This is a genomic window from Pseudozobellia sp. WGM2 (assembly GCF_017810075.1).
Classification (GTDB): Bacteria; Bacteroidota; Bacteroidia; order Flavobacteriales; family Flavobacteriaceae; genus JADNYK01.
On record NZ_JADNYK010000006.1, the window covers coordinates 122,284 to 147,902 of the forward strand.

Genomic DNA, 25,619 nt, shown 5'->3' on the forward strand with positions numbered 1-25,619 from the left:
CAAAAAAAGCCTTCCAATTTTGGAAAGCCTTTCATTGGCCTTAACCTAAATTCAGGTCTTGGGTCACAACACAACGAGACAAATATAGTAAAGGTTTTTAATTAATGCGGCTTAGAATACTGAAACTATGCCCTCGTCTTGTAGGGTCTGACTATAAGGCGGGCGGCCTTATCGTAATTAATGTAGTTATAGGCCCAGTTAAAGAATACAACTACTCTATTTCTAAAACCTACCAACGCCATTAGGTGAACGAACATCCAAACGAACCAAGCAAAAAAGCCAGAGAACTTGAGCTTTTTTAAATCGACTACCGCTCGATTTCTACCCACCGTAGCCATAGTGCCTTTATCATTATACGAGAAAGGCTTCATAGGTTCACCCTTAATCAGATGAACGAGATTATCAGCCAAGTGCTCACCTTGCTGTATCGCCGGTTGTGCAACCTGAGGGTGCCCAGCCTTGTACTCTTCGGTTTCCATATATGCAATGTCTCCTATGGCAAAAATAGTGTCGTATCCTTCAATTCTATTGAACCTGTCGACCTTGAATCTATTTAATTTTTCAACCAAAGATTCAGCCTTGAGTCCTTCAATTTTTGCACCGGTCACACCTGCCGCCCAAACCAGATTCTTACTGCGCATGGTCGAATCATCGCTAAGTGTCACGGTATCCCCGTCATAATTACTGACCAATGTATTCAAATGTATTTGAACACCTAATTCTTCTAAAAAAGCAGTAGCCTTTTCTGAAGCATGTTCGCTCATGGGAGGCAGTAATCTATCAGCGCCTTCGAATAGATGAATTTCCATCTCGTCAATATTCAAATGCCTATAATCTTTAGGAAAAACATTTTGTTTCAATTCCGCTAGCGCACCTGACAGTTCTACGCCTGTCGGACCTCCCCCCACGACACAAAAGTTGAGAAGTGATTTTCGTTCATCATAATCTTCGGAATCATCTGCTTTCTCAAAATTCTGCAACATGTAACTTCGAATATTCAATGCCTGTGGTACATTTTTCATGGGCATGGCATTCTTGGCCACCTCTTCATTACCAAAAAAATTGGTTTCAGTACCGGTTGCAATTACCAAATAATCATAAGTAAGATTACCTATATTGGTAGTTATGTTGCGGTTTTCCGCATCAATATGTTCCACCGAAGCCAAACGAAAATGGAAGTTGTGCAAGCGCTTAAGCACTTTTCTAATAGGGTAAGCAATAGAATCAGGTTCTAACCCACTTGTCGATACTTGATATAATAAGGGCTGAAAAGTATGGTAATTATGTTTATCGATGAGCACTAGTTGAACATCAAGGTCTTTTAATTTTTTTGCCAAAGAAATTCCGGCAAAACCACCGCCTATAATGACTAATCTTTTTTTGTCGGTTCGGGGTAGATTCATATGTTTTTTACCTCAAATTTACGCATATTAGCCACCATAATATGGACTGATTTCGTGAAATAATAACTCGAAAAAATCAGATTCCACTCTAAAATCAAGTATTGACGAACTATTCTGGTTTTAACTCTATAATTTTACCCAACAAGGTTACTTTCATATATTTAAGGTCTCGATTTCAACAATCCAACCATGAAATGCACATTAACCGCGATTACCGCACTTGTTTATCTTACCTCATTTAGCATAACATCTCAAACACCTGTTTCAAATGAACCGACCGGTACAGAAAATATAGCCTACCAGTGGGGTAAGATAGCTTTAGATGCGACGGCCTCAGACACTGAACGTTTTAAACCACGACCTACCATTACCTCAAGATATCTCGGCTTAATATTCACTTCAATTTTTGATGCTTGGTCGCGATTCGACAACACTGCAGAACCGGTATATTTATCAGGTACCGACAGAGTGCCGTTAAAAAACAGAAGCTTAAAAAATAAAGAAATCGCCATAAGCTACGCGGCGTATGGGGCACTCAAAGAATATTACTATTCTGACTCTTTACTATTCAAAAAAAATATGCTAGACCTTGGGCTTGACCCAGAAAACGAATCGCTTGACCCTAGTACTCCAGAGGGTATTGGTAACCTAGCGGCGAAAGCGGTAATCGAGGCCAGAAAAAATGATGGCAGTAACCAATATGGCAAGGTTAGTGGTTCTAATGGCACACCTTACTTTGATTACACGAATTACGCACCTATTAATACGGCTGATGAAAATACTGATATCAATCGATGGCAACCCAAATATTTTTCCGATGGCAAGGGCGGTCAATATGCACCTAGCTGTCTTACACCTTATTGGCAGCTCGTAAAACCTATTACCCTAGAATCAGCGGACCAATTTCGTCCGGGTCCACCGCCAATGGTCGGTTCGAAACAGTTGGAAGAAGAGGTGAAAGAAGTCATAGAACTACAAGCAAATCTAACCGACGAAGACAAAGCTTTGGTAGAGTTTATGCGTGATGGGCCACAATCTGTTCAGCAAGCAGGTCATTGGCTAAAATTTGCTCAAGATGTTTCTAGACGTGATAACCATACGCTTGATCAAGATGTGAAAATGTACTTTTTGACCGAAATCACGGCCATGGATGCCTTCATTGCCTCATGGGATTCTAAGATGTTCTATGACTACGCTCGACCCTATGCTTTGGTTCACGACTATTACAAAGACAAAACTATAAAAGCTTGGGGCGGACCTGGGAAAGGTGTCGTTGAAATGAAAGGCCAGGAATGGCGCCCGTATTCACCCGATGTTTTTCTTTGCCCACCTTTCCCTAGTTACACTTCAGGCCACAGTACCATAAGTGGTGCGTGTGCAGAAGTACTGAGACTCTTCACCGGTGATGATTATTTCGGTGGAGAGGTTGAACTTACCCCTGGGGCTATGACCGAATTGGATGAGAAGCACTTTGGAAAACCGGTAACCCTGAAATTCCCCACCTTCACCGAAACCGCAAATATGGCCGGTATATCGCGGGTTATGGGTGGCTACCATATTCAAGCAGATAATATTGCAGGGTTGAAATTAGGTAGGGATGTAGCCTCGGCAGCTTGGAATTTTTATAAAATACACCTCGGCGAATAACCTGAAAACATCCCGAAAGGATAATTACAACCCTCAAGATGACAAGAATAGAGATTAAAGATAGAAGCCAAGTACGCTTGTTAATTACCACATTCTATGGTAAGATTAGGGAGCACGAAATTCTAGGTCCTATTTTTGAAAGTGTCATAGATGATTGGGAAGAGCATTTTGAAATACTTACCAATTTTTGGGAAACACAACTATTTTTAAAACGAAAATACCACGGTAATCCTATTAAAGCACATCTGGAAGTCGACCAAAAGATGGACAACAATATTACTTCAGAACATTTCGGACTATGGCTAAATTTGTGGTTCGAGACAATAGATGAATTGTTTGAAGGTGATACCGCCTTTATTGCGAAAAACAGGGCGCAAAAAATGAGTACAATGCTCTATCTCGAAATGTTTAAATCTAGACCAGAACAAAAGGATTAAAGTGAATAATCTTTTTTATGCCATTCGCATTGCATGACCTATGGTCTTTTTAATTTTGCCTAAATTCGGCTTCAAATTTCAATTGCATGAAAGTTCGTGAAAAGTTTATTCTGATAGCCCTCATTTCTATTGGTATTATTTTGGCAATTTCATTCGTTTGGCTGCCAATTTTATGGCTCTTTATAATTGTTGGCCCCTTGGTTTTGATGGGTCTGTTCGATATCGTTCAAAAGAAACATACCATTCGAAGAAACTATCCGGTAATAGGTCGTTTTCGCTATGTTCTAGAATCTATACGGCCCGAGATTATGCAATATTTTGTAGAAACCGACACCGAAGGCAGACCCTTGAACAGAATTCTCAGATCATTAATATATCGAAGGGCAAAAGGTGCTAATGACACTGAGCCTTTTGGCACTCAAATGGACCTCTACCGACCAGGCTATGAATGGATGGAACACTCCATGTATGCCAAGAACAATCCAAAAGATATTGGGGAATTTCCTCGAATTAATATTGGGGGTAAAGACTGCAAACAACCCTACTCTTCAAGCCTTTTGAACATTTCCGCCATGAGTTTTGGTTCCTTGAGCAAAAATGCGGTATTGGCCATGAATAAAGGGGCTAAAATGGGAAATTTTGCCCATAATACAGGCGAAGGTGGTATCAGTGATTATCATCTTGAAGGTGGTGGTGACCTCATCTGGCAAATTGGAACGGGTTATTTTGGTTGTCGAAATGACGATGGCACTTTTAATGAAAATACTTTTAAACAAAATGCCCTACGGCCTTCAGTCAAAATGATTGAAATCAAGCTGTCACAAGGTGCCAAACCTGGGCATGGTGGAATCTTGCCCGCCGTAAAGAACACCGAAGAAATTGCAAAAATAAGGCATATTAGACCCGGTGTTGCGGTTCACTCTCCCCCTTCCCATTCCGCTTTTGCCAACCCTATCCAGTTCATGCATTTTATCAAAAAACTACGGGACCTATCTGACGGAAAACCCATTGGCTTTAAATTGTGTATCGGCCGTAAACAAGAGTTTATGGATTTCTGTGAAGCGATGATCCATACCGGCATTACCCCTGATTTTATTACGGTCGATGGAGGTGAAGGTGGCACGGGGGCCGCACCCGTAGAGTTTTCAAACACCATGGGAATGCCTTCTCGTGAGGGATTGGTTTTCGTACATGACACTTTGGTCGGCTTTGGTTTGAGAAAGGAAATCAAAGTTATCATCGCCGGAAAGATAATTTCGGGTTTCCACATGGCGAGAGCCATTGCCCTAGGGGCAGATGGTTGTAACAGTGCTCGAGCTATGATGCTGGCCGTTGGTTGTATTCAGGCCTTACAATGCAACACCAATTCATGCCCGGTTGGTGTAGCTACACAGAATAAATCGTTAATGAAGGGCTTGGTCATAAGTGACAAAGCACCAAGAGTAAAGAATTATCACGAAGCGACTATCAAAAGCTTTCTAGAACTGGTCGCAGCAGCAGGTCTAAACACTCCCACCGAATTAGGGCGTGAGCATATTAGCAAAAGAGTGGGCATGTATAATGTAAAAACCTATGATGAGATTTACCCATATATGACCGAAGGCTGTTTGTTGCAAGCTTCGAATATACCGGAGAACTACCAACGTTATTTTAAACTAACACGTATTATGAGTTAGGTTTGATAGTACACCATAGCAATCTCTTGCGGGGTTAAACTTTTGGCATTCCTTTTGAAAAGATGTAAATTTCTTTGCTCTTACCAAACCAAACCGTTTAATCTAAAATTTATAATGAAAAAGAACCCTTCAAGAAGGTCATTTCTTAAAAAAGCCACCTTAGGCTCCGCAGTCCTTACCTCTGCTCCAATGATACTTGCAGCTGCGGGTGATGAGAAGTTAATACTAAATCGTGAATACGCCCAAACTGCTTATGTCGCTAACGACCAAATTAATTTAGCCGTAATAGGTGTCGGCATTCAAGGCATCTTCGATACCAGAGATGCTCTTACCGTCGATGGTTGCAAAGTAGTTGCTGCCTGTGACCTATACACAGGTCGTCTCGAAAGGGCCAAAGAACTCTGGGGTGATGACATCTTTACTACACGAGATTACCGAGAACTTCTGAATAGAAGAGATATCGATGCCGTTATCGTGGCCACACCAGACCATTGGCATAGAAAAATTACGGTAGATGCATTAAAGGCAGGTAAACATGTTTATTGTGAAAAACCCATGGTTCAAAAGTGGGAAGAAGGCCAAGACATTATAAACGCTCAAAAATCCTCAGGTAAAATTTGTCAAGTTGGTAGTCAAGGCATGGCATCCTTGGGCAATGAAAGAGCAAAGCAACTTTATGAAGAGGGCGCTATTGGAGATATTGTTATGCTCGATTTTTTCAACGACCGATATTCGGCCGAAGGGGCTTGGCAGTACCCGATACCACCAGATGCCAGTAAAGACACTGTTGATTTTGACACCTTTCTAGGCAAAGCTCCTCAAGTTCCTTTTGAGCCAAAACGTTTCTTTCGATGGAGAAATTATAGAGATTACGGCACGGGAGTAGCCGGCGATTTGTTCGTTCACGCTTTTTCTACGCTTAACCATGTTATAAACTCGCATGGCCCCAACCGCGCATTGGCTACGGGAGGATTGCGATATTGGAAAGATGGCCGTGACGTACCCGATGTAAGCATAACCCTATATGATTACCCCAAGACCGAAAACCATGCGGCATTTAATGCAGCTTTCAGAATAAATTTTATAGCTGGCAGTGGCGGTGGTGGCGGATTTAAGTTAATCGGTACCGAAGGCGAAATGGAAGTCGGTCAAAATTCCGTAACCTTAAAACGCTCTAAGCTAGGTATGGTTCCTGGCGGGTATTCTTTGGTATCTTTTACTGAAGAAATGCAAGAAAAAATCAAGAAGGGTTACGCCGATCAAAATCTGGAAACCAGGTCTGCAGCTTTGAGCACTGGAACCACCACTTGGGAGGCTCCCAGAGATTACAAAGGAGCGCGCCATGACCATTTCTATAATTTCTTTCAAGCGATTCGAAATAACGGTAAGGTAGTTCAAGACCCGACCTTTGGGTTAAGGGCTGCGGGTGCAGCACTTTTAGCCAATGAAAGTTACTATAAAAAACAACCAGTTAACTGGGACCCCACGACAATGAAAATGATATAAAACTCTCCCGAACTATAATTCACTCTAGAAACCTTAAACACTATACAGATGAAAACAATTTTTCAAAATTTCAATTGCGGATCGAGAAAGCTATTCCGTGGGCTTACGGTCGTGGCCACCCTTCTCATGTTCGGCAGTATGGGCTACGCGCAAATTCAATTTCCCGTCGATGTGGGCGTAAAACCCGAAAGTATCACGAAAGGGTTCAATGAAAATTACTATGTGACCCTCATGAACGGAAAAGAGGAGGGCGATGGACAAGTTGCGGAAATCTCTGAGCGAGGGGTGCGCGTATTTGCCACAGGTTCAGATGAACCCAAGGGCATTGTTTTTCTAAACGAACATCTCTATTTTTCAGATGTTACACGTGTTTGGAAGGTTGACAAAGATGGTAAGGCAACCGTCTTTGCCAAAAAAGAAGATTTTCCTGAAGAGGTACGATACTTAAATGATGTTTCGATAGATGCCGAAGGCAAAGGCATTTATGTTGCGGATATGGGAGATACGAGTTACATGCGAGATGAGAATAATGACCTCTGGCCGCTCGATAGCGAAGAAGCAAAAAAAGTACCGCAAACGGGCCGCATTTATCACATTGACCTCAACGGAAAAATATCGATTGCCCAAGATACCTCTCCGCTTCTTTTAAACCCTAACGGAGTTGGGGTCGACAATAACGGAGAAATAATGATTGGGGCGTTCTTTCTTGGTAATTTTCTAGTTAAAAAAGAGGGCGTTCTCACCCCGTTAAAAGGAAATTTTAGGGGTGCCGATGCCGTTGAACAAGATAGCAAAGGTGATTACTACATTAGCAGTTGGGCTTTGGCCAAAGTTTGGAAAATTGATGGTAAAACTGAAGAAGCCACTGTTCTAAAAGAAGGTTTAGAATCAGCTGCCGATTTTTACCTAGAAGAAGAAAAAGGCCGTTTGCTCTTGCCTGATATGATGGCCGGAAAAATTTATGCCGTAGACATCAATCCGTAAAACTCAGTATAAAAGAATAAAGGGGCAACTAACATTAGTTGCCCCTTTATTCTTTATCTATTTCAATCAGTTATTTTAAACGTCACCACAGGAATTTTCGAGTGGTTAGCAATATCTTCACCAATACTTCCCATAAAAAAATGTGCCAATCCTTTTCGACCATGAGTTGGTATACCGATGGCATCGGCACCATTTTTCTCACTATAGTTTAGAACTCCCTTCTCCACACTGTAATCGTTATGAATTACTACCTCATCAGAACTATTTGCCTTGTGTAAAAATTTATTAATCCGTTCATATGCATCTGAAGCACTTAAGAAATCGTCTCCCGGCGTGTTGATGTAAACTAGATTTAGTTCCGCCGAAAGCAACTCAGAAAAAGCCTTTGCCCGTATAAATGCAGATACACTCTCAAGCTTAAAATCACAAGCGAAAACAAATCGTTCAATTCTAAAGTCTGTCATTTCGCCTTTTACTACTATTACGGGTACCTCGGCATTTCTGACCACCTTTTCGGCATTCGAACCCACGAAAATTTCAGTTAACCCGTCTGCGCCATGAGAGCCCATTACGATCAATTCGGCCCCGTGATCTTTAGCCACTTCGTTTACTTCACTAAATACCTTGTAATGTTTAATTATAGGCGTTACCTCCACACCCTTCAAATAAGGCTTCTCTAAAAAATCTTTGAAGCGTTTCTCGGCCATCTTGATTAAAAAAACCGTTTGCTCAGGGTGTACCCCTTCATTAGAGGTAATCATAGCCTGGTTCAATTCTAGCATATGTAAAACCAGAATTTCTGAACCGTATCTCTTAGCCAAAGACACTGCCACTTGCAACGCATATTCCGATTGTTGCGAAAAATCTACTGGAACTACGATTTTCTTCATGATATTGTTCTTTAGATAGCTAATCACTTAGCTTGTTTATTCAAAACTAGCAAACATACCCCCTCGAAATTATGACAAACATCAGGTATTTTAACGCAATTGCGACATTTATAAAATTTTAACTTTTTGACCTTTTTCGCTCATTCTCTTCCACCCTAAAGGCAATTATCTTACTGATTAGCTCTAATGGAAGAGGTTCTTTAATTGAAAACTGCACAGACCCTTTACCTTGTTTGTAGCGAGAAAGGTCTTTCGCAAAAGCAGAATGACCACTTGGCGTAGCATAGAAACCTATATGATTCTTGTAAGCCGCAAAGTAAACCAAGGGTTTACCGCAGAATTTATAAGCGGGCATACCATAGCTCATAGATTCATTTGCCCCGGGAGCATAATCTTTAACAAGAACCCTAAGTTGCTGCAAAAGGGTTTGAACGTTATCAGGAAACGAAGCTATATACCCTTCTACTGAAGTTACATTTTTAGAATTCATCGAATCTTATAATTTACGAATGGGATTTGGTGTTTTTTGATTCAGCAACTTATCATTCAAAACTCATAGTATTAATGGCTCTCAGTTCATTACCATCACCATCCAGCACAAATGGCTCAAAATCACTATCGTTCACCCAACCGGCTTTCGGTCGCTCACCGTCCATGAAGTTCTTGTAAAAATCCTTTCCGTTCACGAAAGGTGCCTGTTCATAAATATGACCATAGCCAATCATACGCAAATCGCCCTGCTCTAGAAGTTTGGCTTCCATCTCTGCCTTAAGTTTTTGCTTTACAATCTGGTATGAAGGCTCATTGGCCAAATTACTCATACAGAAGGGGTCTTTCTCGATATCGTACAATTCTTCTTTCTCTCTCTTTCCGAAATTTAATCTCCAAAACTTGGTATCACCCTTCCTTCTTAAATTCAATATTTCGGTTTTCGTGGGGCTACCATCGGTATTCAGATAACCGGTTTCCGGGTTACCTTTCGGCCATCTATCAATTTCATAATTTTTCACATACAGCATGTTGTTCATATGTATACCACGAATGGGATAACCCACATCACCTGGTCTACCCGTATCATGTCTTTCTTTGCCAACGAGTACAAAGTTTCTTTCCTGCTCTATTTGCCCCGACTTTTCTGAAATTATTAAATTCATCAAACTCTTACCCGTGGCAGGATGCATTCCTGAAGAACGCCAATCAACCCCGGTCGCCTCTAAAAACGTCGGTGCCAAATCGATAAAACTGACATAGTCATCAACGGTTCTATTTTGGGTCTTCATTCTATCCTTCCATAACATGGCCATGGGCACATGATTTGCATTTTCATATTGGTCGCCTTTCACTCTCGGAAAAGGCATTCCGTGATCAGAGGTAACCACGATCAAGGTATTGTCTAACTGATTCTTTTCTTCTAAAGTTTGAAGAATTTTTTGAATATGTTTATCAAAATCTTCAATTTCATAAGCGTAATCCAGCAAATCGTTTCTGGTGACTTCATTATCGGGCCAATAAGGCGGAAAATTTTTGATATCATCCTCAGATTTACCTCCTAATTTTTTACCTGAACCATATTCATAGCCCCGATGTGGCTCTAAGCTGCCAACCCAAAAACTCCATGGTCGGTTTTCGGGCACCTGTTCCAAAAAACCTTTAAAGTTGGCACTATAATCATTATCTGAAATACTACTGGTCGCCGGTTTCAGTTTCTTATCGTTAAAGGCAGGCCCTAATACCTTGCGATTTGCTCCATCTGCAGTTTTGGTAACTGCCGGGGCATAGCCTTTACCGGTATGGCCCGTAACATAACCGTGCTCTAACAAAACTTCTTGATAGGTCTTGTATTTCGACGGAAAGTAAATCACATGGTTTGCCGCCGCATCGAGTTGCCAAGAGTTTCTTCCTGTAATCATCGACGCTCTTGAAGGCGCACATTTTGCATTAGGTGTGTAGGCCCTTTTCAAAAGCATACCGTCTCGCGCAATAGCGTCGAAACCAGGTGCTTTTACATAGGTACTGCCATAAACGCCCATATCGAGCCCTGCATCATCAAAAATGATCACTAAAATGTTAGGGCGACTGGCCTCCTGTGAAAAGGAAATTTGACAAAGGTGTAGACAAATAACAAAAACCGATAAAAGTCTCATTTTAAATGGATTTATAACATAGATTCGGAAGATATGGACGGAAGAAAATTAAAGAATAATTTTGAAGCTAAGTGCAATTAATGTGAATAAAATGTTAGGTATACAATGTAATTATGAAGATTCTATACATAAAATCATATTTTTGCGGCAACTTAACAAATTCAACAGAACATGATTTTACTTTTGATGGCAGCTGGAAGCGGTAGCCGATACGGAAAACTAAAACAATTCGACGATTTAGGTCCTGATGGTGAATTTCTAATGGAATTCGGCATTTCAGATGCACTTAAGAATGGATTCAACCATATTGTTTTGATTACGAAAAAAGACAATGTTTCGTTTTTAGATGACCATTTAAGAAACCGCCTGCCCGCCAATGTAAAATTAGATGTTCTGGCACAAGAAATTACCGACTTGCCCCAAGGCTGTTCTTTCGAAGGGGAGCGTACGAAACCCTGGGGTACCGCCCATGCCGTGTGGACAGCCAGAAATGTTGTTGACGGGCCTTTCGCAGTCTTGAATGCTGATGATTTTTATGGGCAGCCCGCCTATGAAAATGCAGCTAATTTCATGCGAGCCCATGCCGAAGATAATACCTATGCCCTAGTCGGTTATACCTTGAAGAATACTTTATCTGAACATGGTTCGGTTTCTCGTGGAGTATGCCAAGTAGATGGTGATAACCTCGTATCTGTAGATGAACGATTAAAGCTTGTAGCTAAAGATGGTAAAGTTGTAGACGAAGATTCGGGCAACGAATATACTGGAGAAGAACATGTAAGCATGAACTTTTGGGTCTGTAAACCTTCTATTTTTGAAAAAATAGAAAATGACTTTAGAACATTTTTAGACAGTAAAGACTTGGGTGCCAAAGCCGAACTTTATATTCCTAAAATAATTCAAGACATGCTTCAGGCCGGTGAAATCGAGGTGAAAGTAGTACCCTCGGGCGGTGATTGGTTTGGTGTAACTTATGCCAGTGACCGTGAAACTGCCGTTGCATACCTTAAAGAAAAAACCACTGCCGGAAAATACATATCGCCACTTTGGCCTAACGAATGAATAAATATACCGACCAAACACTCAATACCTTATTAAGCAATTTCTCTATAGAGGAAAAAAATTACAATTTTAAGCCACTTACCGATGGTTTTATCAACGATACTTTTTTAGTACTCGCCGATAATGTACCGCTGTATGTTCTGCAGCGTATCAACCACAATGTGTTTGATAATGTTGCCGGCCTAATGAACAACGTTCGCGATGCATTTGAGCACCTTATTGACACCGACTATCAAGACATTACTCTGGTCAAAACCCATAACGGACTTAGTTATTTAAGTACTAAGAACGGTGAAAAGGCTTATTGGAGGGTGATGACCTATATTAACGGCAGTACGGCCTATAATACGACCGAAAATGCAAAAATAGCATTTGAAGCCGGTAAGATTATCTCCAAATTTAACATTCTTCTACAAAAAGCAAATGTCGATGACTATGTCGATACTATACCTCGATTTCATGATTTAAGTCTACGAAAAAACCAATTCGAAGAAGCTTTAGAGAAATCAACACCTGAAAAAAGAAATACGGCAGAGAGCGCTATACTTTTTGCCCACAAAGTTTTGGCGCAATTGAGTCATATTGAACTTTCTGAATTACCGATTCGGGTTTGCCATAACGACACTAAGCTCAATAATATTCTTTTCTCAAAAGAAACTGAAAAAGCGCTTTGTCTTATCGATCTTGACACGTTAATGCGAGGCTATTTTCTGTACGATTTCGGTGATGCCATTCGTACCATAGTCAATACGGCTCCGGAAGACGAGAAGAACCACGACAAAATTACTTTCAACAAAGGTCTTTTAGATGCTTTTATCGATGGCCTTTCCGCCAATGAACCCTTTCTCTCAAAAAAAGAAGTAGAAACGTTAGCTTGGGGCGCGGTTTTAATGCCTTTCTTACATGGCATTCGGGCACTTACTGATTACCTTAACGGGAATATTTATTATAAAGTGGCTTACGAGAACCAAAATCTGGATAGAAGTTCGAGTCTTTTTGCCTTCACGCAAAAAGCACTTGACAACTTTACATACATGAAAAACACCATATCAGAAAAGCTAATACCAGTGGATATAGGATGAAATTTATTTGAAATAAGCTAGCTGTGACGATATCCAAATTTTCTTTAACTCAACAGCGTTTTTCTATCTTAAAGCTTCCTTAACACCTACCTAAGGTCTCAATAGCATGTTTAATTTTAGGTCTTAACCCAAAATATATGAACATGAAAAAACCTATCAAATTTTTGAGTATTATGCTTTTTATAACTGCATTGGTAGTATCGTGCAGTAAAGACAATGATCCTACAGACGATAATTTGTTCGTGGGCACTTACAATGGTTCGGTCAGTTATTCAAACCCTGAAAGTGAAACCGAAACTACTACTGACGATGGACGAGTCACAGTGGTAAAAGTGGGCAACAACTATAGGTTTGATTTCTCAAGCAGTATACCGAGCATTACTGGGATAGAAATGGAAAAAAATCAAAATGTATTGGTAAACAGTTCCGGAACCATAAAAATAGATGAAGGAGAACTTATAATAGCCTATGTGCAAGATGATGAAACATGGGGTGCAAATTGCACTCGTTAATCGATGAAACTTATTTTTATAAAAGCCGCTTAAAAGCGGCTTTTTTGGTATATCAATTTTACTAGTATTTAAACGGATAACGCTACAGCTTTCTCTTATTAGTGCGTAATTTTTAATTGTGAACGTTAAATGAAAAAAAATGGAAAGGACTACTAAGAGAAATTGGATAGATAAACTGGAACTTCTAATTAATGAGTTAATTGCTGCTAAAAAGGTTTATGGAACACTGGTGCAATCAGATAGGCATCCCCATAAAAGACCTTATTTTAAGCATCGACACTTTCAATATGGCACTTTTGCCAATATACTTAATGACGAATTTTTCGCAATCACTGAACGCAGACCAACAGATAATCGTACCGGCGAGGCTGATTTAATATTTCCACCTCTGGAGCATTCGTTGCTAACGCAGTCAAAGCCAAAAGAAGATATAGATGCGCAAATACTGCAAGTCGAAAGAATTATGATTTTAAGATATCAAGAGATTTTAACCCATGGTGATTTGTCCAATACCACAAACGCCATTTTACAATCTCAGGCTGAGGAACTCAATAATGAATGGCAAAAACTCAAATCAAATCTCCGCATCGATTTTCACGATAATCATAATTCAATCGAAGTTTGAATTATGAGGTTGGACAAACCAACTTCATTTTAATTTAAGTCACCCTTAACTTTTCATCAACTGATAGGGCATAATTATTGACTAATTTCGCCATAAATAGAATAGTTTATGCAATCAAATCAAACGGGTAAAATACCTTATTCCATCTTAGAATTAGCAACAATTGGCAAGGGCTTTACCACCACCGACGTTTACAACAACAGTTTGAAGTTAGCTCAAAAGGCAGAGGAGTTCGGTTATAATAGGTTTTGGTTGGCCGAGCATCATAATATGGTCAGTATAGCCAGTGTGGCGACCTCGGTACTCATGAGTCACATTGCTGGCGGCACCAATAGTATACGCGTTGGCTCAGGTGGTATTATGCTGCCGAACCACTCTTCAATGTTAATTGCCGAGCAATTCGCTACATTGGCTTCATTATATCCTGAACGTATTGATATGGGCCTCGGCAGGGCGCCCGGAACAGACCAAGTTACGGCGCAAGCCATTAGGCCTGATAGAATGCAGGCGGTATACAGATTTCCAGAGGAATTGCGCAATATTCAAAAGTACTTTTCGTCAGCCAATAAGCAAGCTAAAGTACGGGTTCCGATAGCAGAAGGAATAGATATGCCAATGTATATTCTAGGTTCAAGTACCGATAGTGCCCATTTGGCGGCCAAAGAAGGTTTGCCCTATGTTTTTGCAAGTCATTTTGCTCCGACCCATCTATTCGAAGCCCTATCCATCTACTATAATAATTTTCAACCCTCACAATTTTTAAAAGAGCCCTATACCATGGCCTGCATTAACGTTCTCGCTGCTGACACCGATGAAGAAGCCGAGCGCATGTCTACATCTACCATTCGTATGGTTGTCGGCGTTTTAACGGGTCAAATCGATTATTTACAAGCGCCAACGGAGATGACTCCAGAATTGAAACAGATTTCTCGTGACCCTGCTTTGCAGCGCATGATGAAGTATTCATTTATCGGAAGTAAGGCAACCGTTCAAAAGAAAACAGCGGACTTTCTAAAAGATACCGGAGTAGATGAGATAATGGTCGCATCACATATTTATGATCCGGAGGCAAGAATACATTCTTATCGCTTATTTTCTGAAATAATGATGGAACTGAACGGAAAACACAAAGTAACAGTATAGAAGATTTTCTGCACAAAATGAGGTTTATGTTAGGGTTTCTAAGCAGAATGAAGCTTTAGAAAGGATACCCAATAGCAAAATTGAAAATTAGGTTGTCGTCACCTCCCCCAAAAAAGGGAGTACGGCTTCGTTCACCTTCGGGAAGGTAGGGCACTCTTATCGGTGATGCCAAATCGAGCCGAATTACAAAGCTTTGAATATCTACACGCAAACCGAAGCCCACGCCAACGCCCAGTTCTTTTGCCCAGTCTTTACCAAATTTACCTTCTGTCTGCAAGCGTTCGTTGAAGGCTATGCCTTCTTCTGATTCCCCTTCGGGAATATCGGCTTCAGTAGTCAACCAGACGTTACCTGCATCGGCAAAAATAGCCCCTTTCAAATATGAAAATATAGGAAAACGATACTCAAGATTCGCTTCTAAACTTAAGTTACCCGATTGATCAAAAAAGGTCGTCGAATCATCACTTTCCGAAGTAAAGGTGCCAGGGCCAAGAGAACGAATCTTAAATGCCCTTACACTGTACGGCCCGCCAGAAAAAAACTGTTTTACGAAAGGTAAGGTACTCGAATTGCCATAGGGTATACCCCAACCAGCATACATTCGAGCTATCAATGTTTGCTCTTTTGCCCATCTGAAATAATAACGAAAGTCGACATCGGCTTTGGCATATTGCGCGTACTCCAACCCGAAAACCGTTTCATTGCCACCACTCAACAGGCCCAACATATTACCCGCTATATCTAGACTTGTAGAAACAAAAATTGGATGCGTCTTATCTTCATCAACCAACTCATTATAGGTAAAACCATAAGTGAGGCCCGCTATAAATTGTTGTTCGAAACTTCGCCGCAAAAAGGGGTTCTTATCTAGAATAGCCTCGAACTCTTCAGTAGTATTGGTCAAATTCACATAGTTGACGCTAATGGGGTTGAGCTCGTGATAGACATATTTATTGGCATTCCAAGTATAGCCAAATGATGTGTTGAAAGAGGTTAAACTATAGAGTTTGCTTCGGTTCAAGAAATCGGCCCCTAGGCTTATTTTGGTCTTCGGTACGGCATATTTAAAGCGGCTTGGCGAAAACGGAACTAGGCGAGGAATTGTTAAATCAGTCTTTAAACCACCGCCGATACTGCTCAAGTTTTGATTATCGCTACTTGAAAGTTGGGTCGCGTATTGAAAATTTCCGATGATACTCAAGGTTTCTCCACCCCGAAAAAGATTTCGATTGCTATAGGCAACTGTAATTCCCGGGCCCGCAAATCCGTTAGATTTAGTGACCGCCTGTAGTTCAGTTCTAATCGACCTTTTTGTCAATGGTGACAGGTATAGGTCTGCATTTAACGAACCCATGCCGTCATTGGTTGCGGTAGTATCGGTTTCTGCAAATTGTATGTTTACGAATTTGTAACTTCCGATAGCCGATAATCTATTACTGGTCAATCGCGCGGTTTGCGCATTGTACGCCTGTCCTTCCTCAAAAAGAATATAAGGTTCTAATTGTTCGGGCTTGAAGTACTCCTCGTTCTGAATAAAAGCGATGTCATTTACAACATTCGATTCTGCTAACTCTGTGGTATCGCCTACAGTATATTTCGGGTAGACCGTTATAGAATCAATGGCATAAGGTATTACATAACGTTGCGGCACCTGAGATTTCAAACGTAAAAAAAGGTCAAACTTGCGATTGTCGTATCGATTGGTATCGGCTTCAAAAATTAAAAAATCAGGATTAAAATTATAATACCCCTTTTGTTTCAGCTCATTATCGATACGCTGCCGTTCAAACTTCATCAAGCTCAGGTCGAACCGTTCTCCTTTTTTAAACGGACTTTCGGTCAATGTTTCTTCTATGGCGTCATATATCGGCAATGAATCCTTTTGCAGTTCAAAACGCTCCATCGTATAGGGTTTTGGTAATTCTGCGGAATACTTGATTTTGGCAAATTTTTGAGTACTATCAACTTCTGACTCCACTTTGCTATAGAAAAACCCCCGATTGTCCAATCGATTTAAAATAAGCTCTTCGACCCTTTCTGGGTTCGTCTGCGAAAGATAGACCGGTTCTTCACCGAATTTTTTATTCAGCCATTCATTCAAGAAACCAGGTTTTTCTTGCTGGGCCTTGTAATGGTAGTACAAACCCAAGCGCATGCCTAGTAATTGTGAATTGGGTTGAGGCTGTAATAAGGTATTCAGTTCTGTTTTCACACTCTTCAAACCATTAACCTCGGCATCATCTACCAATTTGGTCTGCAATTCTGCACCGGTATAGAGTGCTTCCCCTTCAGGAATAAATTTTTCGACACTACATGAACTCAGAACAATCAAAAGAGATAATGCTGAGACAGAAATCATGCTGGGCAATGATTCTAAAATTTTAAAATCGACCCGTTCTGCTTTACTCCCCAATATGTGATACAACAAGTTCTTAAATTTCGTCATTCACTAGCATTTTTAGTCTCGTCTTTCTCATCATTGTCTTTTAGCGGATTGAATAGCTGACTAAATTCATTAAACTCTCTATTAAAAATCAATGCGAGCCCGGTAATTATCAATTGACCGTCAATTACATTTTCATATTCATTTTTTCTAAAGCCCTTTAATCGATACCGTCCATCTTCGGTCAATAGATATTCTAGGCTTACATTGCCTATGATAGGCGTTTGACCTTGACCGCTCTGAGCACTGCCTTCAACATCTACCGCACTACCCGCCGTAACTACCAATCGATCATCAAACAACTTCTTTTTGGCATTGATATTAAGCTGTGTTCGGTCTTGCGGACTATCGCCTTGATAGTCGGTGAAGCTGTCCAAATCAAAATCGAGTTCAAAACCACTTTGCCCGAAAATCTTATCAGAAAAGGTATTCAACTGCCCCGACAGCACCTTGTTGACATTATTTCGAGCCAAAGCAGCCGCACCACCCGAGCTACCATCACTACCCGTATCGGGAAAAAATCGATTTAGTGCCAACAGCGAAAACACCTGTTTGTTCAGAGCAGCCTCTTGTTCGTTGAGTTGCTGCACCCTACCATAAACGGCACCCCCAAGAGAGCCTTGCTCATCTTCAGGCATGTCTAGGTCAAAAGAAAGCTCAGGCTGTAAAAGTTCACCTTCTACATTCAAATAGACCATAAAGGGCAAAACCTGTTGGTATTTGCCGGTCACGCTCACATCTTGCCCAGAAGTAACCGCTGCCATTAAAGGAGCTGCAGAAGTTTCTACCTCATAAATTGCAGTTACATCAAGTGCAGCATCGGTGGGGTCGCCCCGCCAAGTAATGGTTCCTCCCGGTTTTATCGAAAACCTACGTTTCACCAGATTGTAAAGGCTGGTTTCATAATGACCTGAGTTCAGTTCGTAACGCCCGGTCAAATTAATTCGACCGTTTGGCGACATATTCAAATTGAGTTCAGCATCACCGCTTACTTGAAGATTGTCTCCGGTTCGCTCATCGACTATCACATTAAAAACTGCATCATCGTCAATTTCTAAGATGGCACTTAGGTCAAAGCCGGTAAATACGGCCGGAGTATCTTCTTGATCATTGCGGGTGAGAATAGCATCAGGGTTTTCACGATTCACAAAAATCACGACCCCATCTCGCTCTTGAACATCGAGCTGTTCTTCTGGTACCACATAGGTGACCTCTGTTACCTTACGCACTTTAAGCCTTCCCTCGATTTCAGGCAACTCTAAGTCACCCTTAACGGATAGATCAGCATCTATACTCGCAATACCGTAATACAACTCATTATCGTCTTTCGTAGAATCTAGAACACGGAATTCCTCTGCCTCAAAGGTCAAATCAAAACTCGGATTGGTCAACTGCTCGGTTAGAATATCTCCATCCACAGTAAAAACTCCTCCATTAGAATCCTCTATCTTAAACGAGTCGAGGTATAAACCGGCATTATCGATTTTTATGGTTTCATTATTTATTTTGAAGACGGAGTTTAAAGTAGCCACGTTAAAATCGGTATCGTTAAATTGAAACAATCCGTTATATTGAGGTTCAACGGTTGTACCACTAACCTCAACGTTACCGGAAATAAAGCCATGTGAATCTTTCAACGCCCCTTCTGAAAGACCTTCTACCACCGTAAGTTCAAGTTTGTTCAAATCAAGATTTAAGTTGAGTTTGGCCCCTGTTTCCGCTGCTGCGAAATCTCCCGTCAGGTCTAAATCTACACCACCATCTTTTAACGACAGATCGAAATCGTAAGTACTTCTACCCTTTGATACGGCATCTAAAGATAGATTACCCAATGGATTCTGCATCAGTTCAAGCTTATTGATATCAAAATCGGCAACAATACCCGGAGCTTCAAAAGGGTTTTCTATTACCAAACGCCCCTTTACCATACCCGATGCCAAAGCTTCATCAGGGTTCAATAGGCTAACAATGGTCTGTAACTTGAAATTATCAAAGGTTAGGCCCACATGTTCTTTTTCTATACCCTCTACCGAATTGCTTAAAGTCAATTCTTGTGCATTTCGACTCAAGGTGATGTTACGAAGACCTAAATACTTATCTGCAATAACAATACGGTTATCTTGAGGTATAGACCATTCCTTTTTATTGAAAGTAAGGTCTTGAGGGTTAATATGAAGGTTGATGGAATCTTTCTCCAAAACCAATTCAGAACTTATGTGAGCCAATCGTTCTTGCTCATCATAAGAATCAAAATCGAGCAGCAGCTCTTTATTTTTCAAATTACCTTTAAAAAAAGTTCGTTTTACATTAATGGGGTCTGTCAATAATTCGGCAAAACCTGCGGAAAAATTCAAATCGGTCGCATCACCTTTTACCGTCACATCAAGACTATCGATTGAACTGCCGTTGTAAACCAATGTAGGCATATATACGCCGGCTTCCAGGTTTTTGGAACGTGCGTCAAAATTGGCCCGAACATGAACGGAATCAAGTCGCTCTACTCCTTTTAAAAACACATTTGTTAATATTGGCACGGGCGACAACGCCATTTCAACCTCCAACTCTACGGGTTCATTAAGGGTATTGGGTGCTACCGTATCGGAAAAGTAACCTTTAAACTGCCGCTGTAAGGCGGTCGTAATTTTATTGGGCGTGGCGTTCGATTTTAAAATACCGTTCAAGAAATTACTTGAAATGGAAAACTCGGTCTGGGTCTTACCCAACCGGGTCGACAGTTTGACATCGCCCATTTGATACTGCTCGTTCTCATGTACGGCTATACCTTCTGACAGTAATGCATCTACGGTAAAGTCTTCTGCATTCCCCTTAAACTGTGCATTTATATTGACTCCTGCTTTGATATCTTCGCGAGTTACACCCAACGCATATAAATCGGCACCTACCACATTTAGGTCAAGATTTACATTCGAATCAACCGAGTCTAGTTCTACGGTCGTATGCGCCTTAAAATTGAGATTGTCGTCTTTAAAATTCAGGTTCAAATCTCCATTACCGTCGACAATTTCACCTTCGAGAAAAAGGTTTGAAAAATCATACCCTTTCAGATTGAGCTGCGTGAAATCGGAAGTTAACGAAGCGTTCAACGTATTTAAATTTTCACCACTACCAGAGGCCTCAATTTGAAACGACAGTGCACCCAATTGTTCATTCTGTAGCAGCTTATTTACTTGAAGACTGTCCACTTTTAAGATACCGTCGAAAGCGATTTGATTACGGTTCGCATAACTGCCTTCTAAATGCACTCTCCCTTCAGGAATTTTCAATTTTACGTTCGCAGAAATATCATCGGGCATTCCACTTGCTTCTGCCAGTACTAGAACCGTTTCCGGCAGCGAAACACCCATGTCTTTTTCTGAAATAAGTTTCAACATATCGGAACGTACCGTTCGAATTTCCGCATTGTTGAAATCAAAATATAGCGAATCAGGTTGTGTAATTTGTAATACTTCCCCTTTTGCTGTGAGCGAGGTATTTTGCCCCCAGTGCACCCCCAAATCTTGAATCTCAATATCGGCCAAGGTGCCATTGGCTCTTAAATTTCCAGTGATTGGTTGCTGGGTGGCCATTTTCACATATTCGTTATTGGCCAAATCAGGTTGAAAGAAATATGCATCTTGTAGCCCCACCTTTAAATTCGGTATGGAGACATTGAGTTGAGAATTCTCGGGGTTTTCGAGCAAGTCGTCTAAAGAAGAAAAATCCAGTTCAAGATTACCCGTCATCGAACTGTACCCGGTTGCAACGTTCAATGCGGATATTGAAGCCGAGGTTTCATTCAAATCGGCATCAAAAGCCATCTTTTTAATCTCAAAACCACTTTTCTCTTTGAAGGAAAGCTCATTAAGTATAAAATTCACAAGCTTCGGCCGGTAGGTGATATTATCGGTTTGAAGTGTAAATTCAGAAAAAGCTACATTTTCAGGGTTAAATCCGCTTTCGGTTACGGTAGAATCACCCGTTCGAAAAGCAAAATCATTGTTTTCTATATCGATTTCAGCGACATCTACTATAAACTGTGGCCATTCAAAAGTCGAATCGGTTTTAGCCAACGTGTCAGATCTAACTTCTTCTTGCCCTCCCATTTGCACAGAGGCCTTCGAGTTTTTCAAGGCCAGTAAATCGACCTCAATTTCATTTTTAGCTAAATCCGCTTTGGGCAACTCCAACAAAAACTCCCGAAGAATTACCTCAGCAATCGTCTCATCTGGTTCTGAATTGTAATTTGCCGAAAGGTTTGAGATCTTAAAATTTTCTACTGACAAATATGGCAATTGAGTTGTAGTCGTATCTTGAACTTCAGGAAAAGGCTTGGTTTGCAGGTAGCTGACTTCTGTATCGTACAATTCAAGATCTTCGATTTCAAAACGCATCTTTTCAAGGTCGATTTGATCCGCTCCTAAGAATAATTTTCCTAAAATCAAGTTGCTTTCTATACCCATGAAGCCATCATCATAGGCCAAATCAAAGTTCTCAAAGTTGACATTGCCAATATCAATAGTCATCGGTTCGCTTGATTGATTGGATGTTGTGGTAGAATCAGTGGCAGCGAATGCGTCGATTAAAAAGGTAAAGTTGAAATCTTCAGAACCTTCATTTCTTGAGATCCTCGCTTTAAGACCATCCCAATCCAAAGATTTTAAATGAATTTCATTGTTGAAGATAATAGGCGTTATAGGTAGATTGGCTTCCAGAGCCTTCGAATACACCAAGGTATCACCCTTCTTGTCTTCAAGGTATAGGCCCTCAAGAAATATATTACCTGAAAAGGTCAGGAAAAGACGATCAATTTCGACCTCAGTACCTGTTTTGTCGGAAACATAGGCCGTAACCTTCGAAACAATAATATTTTGCCCCCAGGGGCTTCGAACAAAAAGAACCAACACTAAAAACAAAACTAAGAGCACCAGTAGAAAGCGACCTAGTCTGCGAAGCATACGATATGTTCTTTTCTTAGACAATTAAATACCGATTTTGGTTGAAGTTGTAAAAATAGGGGTTTGAACAAGGCTCTTTCACAATCTTATGTGAATTTGCCTCTGTGGTTGAAGATGGCAATAAAAGAAGTAATTACTGCCCCAAGTGATGCGAACAAATTTATTTTTGAGCTTATGCGTATAATTAGAAAGGATTAATCCTCTAAAATCTCATCTTTGTTTTTTGTAACTTATATTTTCATTAAAGATTCTTCAAAACAAGTTGCTCTACATGAGATGTCTCATACCAATTTTATGTTTAATTCTCTTCGCACCTCTCGGGCTATCAGGCCAAAACTTGTTACCCCCCATATACAACTACCGCGTATTTGAGTACAATGCAGCGGGACAAAATTGGGGACTGTCTGTCAATGATCAAGGTGAGCTCTTTGGGGCCAATGATAAAGGTCTTCTCCATTTTAATGGTGAAGAATGGGTATTGAATAAATTACCTAATGCTACTATAATACGATCAGTTGCTTGTGTCGACGATAAGATTTACACCGGATCTTATGAAGAATTTGGTTACTGGAAAAAGAACCGAATTGGAGAATTTGAGTATACCTCCCTAACCCAACTTATAACCGACCACACCTTTACTAACGAAGAATTCTGGCAAATTATACCCTACGGAGACAAGATAGCTTTTCGGTCATTTTCAACTCTCTACCTATACGAAGAGGATAGCATAAATATTATCAATCCGGAGTTTGTAGTAACCAACATTGCAGCTGTCGACAACAAAATCTTAGTAGCATCGAAGAGTGATGGACTTTATGAACTAGTAGAAAATAAATTACAACCTATCAATACGGGAAGTGCTCTTGAAAATTTTACAATCATTAGCATGGCGGCATTTCAAGATGGTTTTATGATAGGCACCCAGTTGAACGGATCTTTTCTATACCGCAATGGCGCGCTGGAGCCTTTTGACGAGGAAATAAATCAGCTTCTAAAACAACATCAGCTGAATAAAATCCTTACCATTTCATCTGACGAAATTGCATTCGGAACCATTAAAAACGGAATCTATCTCTATAATACCAAAGAGAAATCTATCAAAAATCTCAATAGGGCGACCGGTTTACAAAACAATACGGTGCTTTCTATGGCAAAGTTTGATAATCAAATATGGGCAGGTCTGGAAAATGGGTTAGACCGTATCGACATAGAATCGCCTATCTCTTATTTCACAGACTATTCAGGGTCATTAGGTACCACACACGACTTGGTGCATACCGATTCGATTACCTATTTGGGTAGTAATACCGGTATTTACTACTTAAATAACGACTTTCTAAACTTCATTAACGGTTCGCAAGGTCATGTGTGGGATCTTGAAATTATTGATGATGACATCATGGCCGGACACAATACGGCCACTTTTAGTTTAGACGAATCTCGCCTCAAAAAAATCTCGCAAATTGCTGGTGGATATCAATTTGTTAGGGTTCCTGAAAGTTCGGCCACTTTTCTACAGGGCACCTATACCGGGGTTGCTAAATATAAAAGGGATAATGATAACAATTGGTCAATCAGTGAAATCAACGGAATTGATTTTCCAGTGAAACAACTGTGCTTCGAAGACGCCCGTACACTTTGGGCCGCGCACCCCTATAAAGGTTTATTTCGTTTTAAACTAGATGAAAATCTAACTTCTGTAGTTGAAAAAAAAGAATTTGGCTCAGAGGTTATTCCGAATATTTATCAAGTAAAGCTGTATGAAATCAAAAACCAGATAATAATTCAAAGTAATGGTATCTGGTACAAGTACGACCCTATAATCGCAGAGCTGTCGACTTTTGATGAATTCAAACCCTACAATCAAAAATCGATTATGTATGCCGATGGGGAGCATTTTTGGTTTATTGACCATGGCCCTAGCAAAGAAATTACTTATACCGACCTTCAGGGCCAAACCATATCAATCAACGAAGGTCAGCTTGGTGAACGTCTCGTTCCGGATATGGAAAGGATCATAAGAAAGAATGATTCTATCTACCTCTTGACCTTAAGTGATGGCTTTGCGCAAATCAATCTTGCCAAGTTACAGCGTAAACTGGCGAATACCCAAATACCATCACCAAAATTATCTTTTTTTAAAGATGTGAAACAAGCTCATACCGTAAGAGATTCCGCTTTTGAAATTTCTTACCCCAACTCTAGCGTTATTGATATGCAGTTTTCGGTTCCAAGCTTAATCAAACCTCGATACTACTATATATTAGCGGGACCCATGAATAAGGAGAGCTATAGTGACCACGGCACCCTAAGCTTTCAGAACCTGGCCCATGGCGAATACACACTTAGCGTTTCATCGGTGAGTATGGACAATAAAAAATCACCTCCGACAAAATTGGTATTCGAGATAGCCCCCCCTTGGTATCTATCAACCTTAAGCCTAGTGGCCTATTTGCTCGCCCTTGTCGGCATAATTTTTCTTGTGCGCATGTATAACAAGCAAAAACTAAAGAAAAAGCATGAAACTTTAAAGATAAAACTGGAAAGGGAGCAAGACGAGCGTATGGCCAAGCTAGAAAAAGAAAAGCTGGAAAAAGAGATAAGAGGTAAACAAAATGAATTGGCACGCACCACAATGAGTGTAGCCAAAAAGAACGAACTTATTTTAGAGTTAAAAGATTTGATGTTGGTTAATAAAGATGCTTTCCCGAACAAGAGACGCTATCGTTCCCTCACAAAAAAATTGGACAGTTCAATTAATGAAGACGAAGATTGGAAACAATTCGAAATGAACTTTAAAGAACTTCACAATGATTATTTTGAAAATTTATTGAAACAATACCCCAAATTAACTCCGAAAGATTTAAAGTTATGTGCTTATTTAAAGATGAACCTATCTACCAAAGAGATAGCACCCTTAATGGCCATAACAGTTAGAGGAGTCGAAATACATCGCTACCGTCTTCGTAAAAAACTGGAAATTGACAGCTCTCAGAACCTTTCAAGCTTTTTAATAAAGTTCAAATAAGGACGTTATTTCAAAAATAATCTCACAAGTCTCATTTTCATACAATTAGAGACTACATCAAAACTACATCAATCTGTTAAAA

General features: G+C 40.4%; 17 protein-coding genes. 11 read left to right on the forward strand and 6 right to left on the reverse strand.

What is annotated here, in order from left to right:
- Positions 1-125: 125 nt before the first annotated feature.
- Complete coding sequence (locus tag IV512_RS15070; protein WP_209404807.1) at positions 126-1,403, reverse strand: NAD(P)/FAD-dependent oxidoreductase; 1,278 nt, start codon at positions 1,401-1,403, stop codon at positions 126-128.
- 189 nt (positions 1,404-1,592) lie between these two features.
- On the opposite strand from IV512_RS15070, the gene IV512_RS15075 reads away from it, so the two are divergent.
- The 5 genes from IV512_RS15075 to IV512_RS15095 all read left to right on the forward strand — a co-directional run bounded on the left by IV512_RS15075 (position 1,593) and on the right by IV512_RS15095 (position 7,653).
- Positions 1,593-3,050: a vanadium-dependent haloperoxidase gene (locus IV512_RS15075; protein WP_209404809.1), complete on the forward strand. Its 1,458-nt coding sequence runs from the start codon at positions 1,593-1,595 to the stop codon at positions 3,048-3,050.
- Between the two features lie 38 nt (positions 3,051-3,088).
- Positions 3,089-3,487 carry a group III truncated hemoglobin gene (locus IV512_RS15080; protein WP_209404811.1) on the forward strand — a complete coding sequence of 133 codons (399 nt, stop codon included), beginning with the start codon at positions 3,089-3,091 and terminating at the stop codon, positions 3,485-3,487.
- A gap of 86 nt (positions 3,488-3,573) precedes the next feature.
- A complete protein-coding gene (locus IV512_RS15085; protein WP_209404813.1) occupies positions 3,574-5,163 on the forward strand; it encodes an FMN-binding glutamate synthase family protein in 1,590 nt (529 codons plus the stop codon).
- Between the two features lie 114 nt (positions 5,164-5,277).
- Entirely contained in the window at positions 5,278-6,669 is a 1,392-nt protein-coding gene (locus IV512_RS15090) for a Gfo/Idh/MocA family protein (protein ID WP_209404815.1), read from the forward strand.
- 48 nt (positions 6,670-6,717) lie between these two features.
- Positions 6,718-7,653, forward strand: a complete 936-nt coding sequence (locus IV512_RS15095) for an SMP-30/gluconolactonase/LRE family protein (RefSeq protein WP_209404817.1) — start codon at positions 6,718-6,720, stop codon at positions 7,651-7,653.
- A gap of 62 nt (positions 7,654-7,715) precedes the next feature.
- On the opposite strand, the gene IV512_RS15100 is transcribed toward IV512_RS15095, so the two are convergent.
- The 3 genes from IV512_RS15100 to IV512_RS15110 form a co-directional block, all read right to left on the reverse strand.
- Positions 7,716-8,543 (reverse strand): universal stress protein, encoded by an 828-nt coding sequence (locus tag IV512_RS15100; RefSeq protein WP_209404819.1) that lies wholly within the window; start codon positions 8,541-8,543, stop codon positions 7,716-7,718.
- Positions 8,544-8,661: 118 nt separating this feature from the next.
- A complete protein-coding gene (locus IV512_RS15105) occupies positions 8,662-9,033 on the reverse strand; it encodes an iron chaperone (RefSeq protein WP_209404821.1) in 372 nt (123 codons plus the stop codon).
- A gap of 52 nt (positions 9,034-9,085) precedes the next feature.
- A complete protein-coding gene (locus IV512_RS15110; protein WP_209404822.1) occupies positions 9,086-10,687 on the reverse strand; it encodes a sulfatase in 1,602 nt (533 codons plus the stop codon).
- Positions 10,688-10,858: 171 nt separating this feature from the next.
- On the opposite strand from IV512_RS15110, the gene IV512_RS15115 reads away from it, so the two are divergent.
- From IV512_RS15115 to IV512_RS15135, 5 genes are all read left to right on the forward strand, one after another.
- Positions 10,859-11,749: a sugar phosphate nucleotidyltransferase gene (locus tag IV512_RS15115; RefSeq protein WP_209404824.1), complete on the forward strand. Its 891-nt coding sequence runs from the start codon at positions 10,859-10,861 to the stop codon at positions 11,747-11,749.
- On the forward strand, positions 11,746-12,831 hold the full coding sequence (locus tag IV512_RS15120) for a phosphotransferase enzyme family protein (RefSeq protein ID WP_209404826.1): 1,086 nt from the start codon (positions 11,746-11,748) through the stop codon (positions 12,829-12,831). Before IV512_RS15115 ends, IV512_RS15120 begins: the two co-directional genes overlap by 4 nt.
- A gap of 143 nt (positions 12,832-12,974) precedes the next feature.
- Positions 12,975-13,343, forward strand: a complete 369-nt coding sequence (locus IV512_RS15125) for a hypothetical protein (protein ID WP_209404828.1) — start codon at positions 12,975-12,977, stop codon at positions 13,341-13,343.
- Between the two features lie 139 nt (positions 13,344-13,482).
- On the forward strand, positions 13,483-13,968 hold the full coding sequence (locus IV512_RS15130; protein WP_209404830.1) for a hypothetical protein: 486 nt from the start codon (positions 13,483-13,485) through the stop codon (positions 13,966-13,968).
- 108 nt (positions 13,969-14,076) lie between these two features.
- Positions 14,077-15,111, forward strand: coding sequence for an LLM class flavin-dependent oxidoreductase (locus IV512_RS15135; RefSeq protein ID WP_209404832.1), 1,035 nt, complete (start codon positions 14,077-14,079; stop codon positions 15,109-15,111).
- Between the two features lie 55 nt (positions 15,112-15,166).
- On the opposite strand, the gene IV512_RS15140 is transcribed toward IV512_RS15135, so the two are convergent.
- Both IV512_RS15140 and IV512_RS15145 read right to left on the reverse strand, forming a co-directional pair.
- On the reverse strand, positions 15,167-17,557 hold the full coding sequence (locus IV512_RS15140; RefSeq protein WP_245224848.1) for a BamA/TamA family outer membrane protein: 2,391 nt from the start codon (positions 17,555-17,557) through the stop codon (positions 15,167-15,169).
- Complete coding sequence (locus tag IV512_RS15145) at positions 17,554-22,533, reverse strand: translocation/assembly module TamB (RefSeq protein ID WP_209404834.1); 4,980 nt, start codon at positions 22,531-22,533, stop codon at positions 17,554-17,556. Before IV512_RS15145 ends, IV512_RS15140 begins: the two co-directional genes overlap by 4 nt.
- 313 nt (positions 22,534-22,846) lie before the next feature.
- Here IV512_RS15145 and IV512_RS15150 point away from each other — a divergent pair, with 313 nt between their 5' ends.
- Complete coding sequence (locus IV512_RS15150) at positions 22,847-25,537, forward strand: Two component regulator three Y domain-containing protein (RefSeq protein ID WP_245224849.1); 2,691 nt, start codon at positions 22,847-22,849, stop codon at positions 25,535-25,537.
- The last annotated feature ends 82 nt before the right edge of the window (positions 25,538-25,619 follow it).

Bases quoted from the DNA above. Each gene is read 5' to 3' on its own strand.
- IV512_RS15110 (WP_209404822.1), bottom strand. From the start codon at position 10,687: ATGAGACTTTTATCGGTTTTTGTTATTTGTCTACACCTTTGTCAAATT.
- IV512_RS15115 (WP_209404824.1), top strand. From the start codon at position 10,859: ATGATTTTACTTTTGATGGCAGCTGGAAGCGGTAGCCGATACGGAAAA.
- IV512_RS15090 (WP_209404815.1), top strand. From the start codon at position 5,278: ATGAAAAAGAACCCTTCAAGAAGGTCATTTCTTAAAAAAGCCACCTTA.
- IV512_RS15075 (WP_209404809.1), top strand. From the start codon at position 1,593: ATGAAATGCACATTAACCGCGATTACCGCACTTGTTTATCTTACCTCA.
- IV512_RS15080 (WP_209404811.1), top strand. From the start codon at position 3,089: ATGACAAGAATAGAGATTAAAGATAGAAGCCAAGTACGCTTGTTAATT.
- IV512_RS15070 (WP_209404807.1), bottom strand. From the start codon at position 1,403: ATGAATCTACCCCGAACCGACAAAAAAAGATTAGTCATTATAGGCGGT.
- IV512_RS15105 (WP_209404821.1), bottom strand. From the start codon at position 9,033: ATGAATTCTAAAAATGTAACTTCAGTAGAAGGGTATATAGCTTCGTTT.
- IV512_RS15120 (WP_209404826.1), top strand. From the start codon at position 11,746: ATGAATAAATATACCGACCAAACACTCAATACCTTATTAAGCAATTTC.
- IV512_RS15140 (WP_245224848.1), bottom strand. From the start codon at position 17,557: ATGACGAAATTTAAGAACTTGTTGTATCACATATTGGGGAGTAAAGCA.
- IV512_RS15095 (WP_209404817.1), top strand. From the start codon at position 6,718: ATGAAAACAATTTTTCAAAATTTCAATTGCGGATCGAGAAAGCTATTC.
- IV512_RS15085 (WP_209404813.1), top strand. From the start codon at position 3,574: ATGAAAGTTCGTGAAAAGTTTATTCTGATAGCCCTCATTTCTATTGGT.
- IV512_RS15125 (WP_209404828.1), top strand. From the start codon at position 12,975: ATGAAAAAACCTATCAAATTTTTGAGTATTATGCTTTTTATAACTGCA.
- IV512_RS15100 (WP_209404819.1), bottom strand. From the start codon at position 8,543: ATGAAGAAAATCGTAGTTCCAGTAGATTTTTCGCAACAATCGGAATAT.
- IV512_RS15135 (WP_209404832.1), top strand. From the start codon at position 14,077: ATGCAATCAAATCAAACGGGTAAAATACCTTATTCCATCTTAGAATTA.
- IV512_RS15130 (WP_209404830.1), top strand. From the start codon at position 13,483: ATGGAAAGGACTACTAAGAGAAATTGGATAGATAAACTGGAACTTCTA.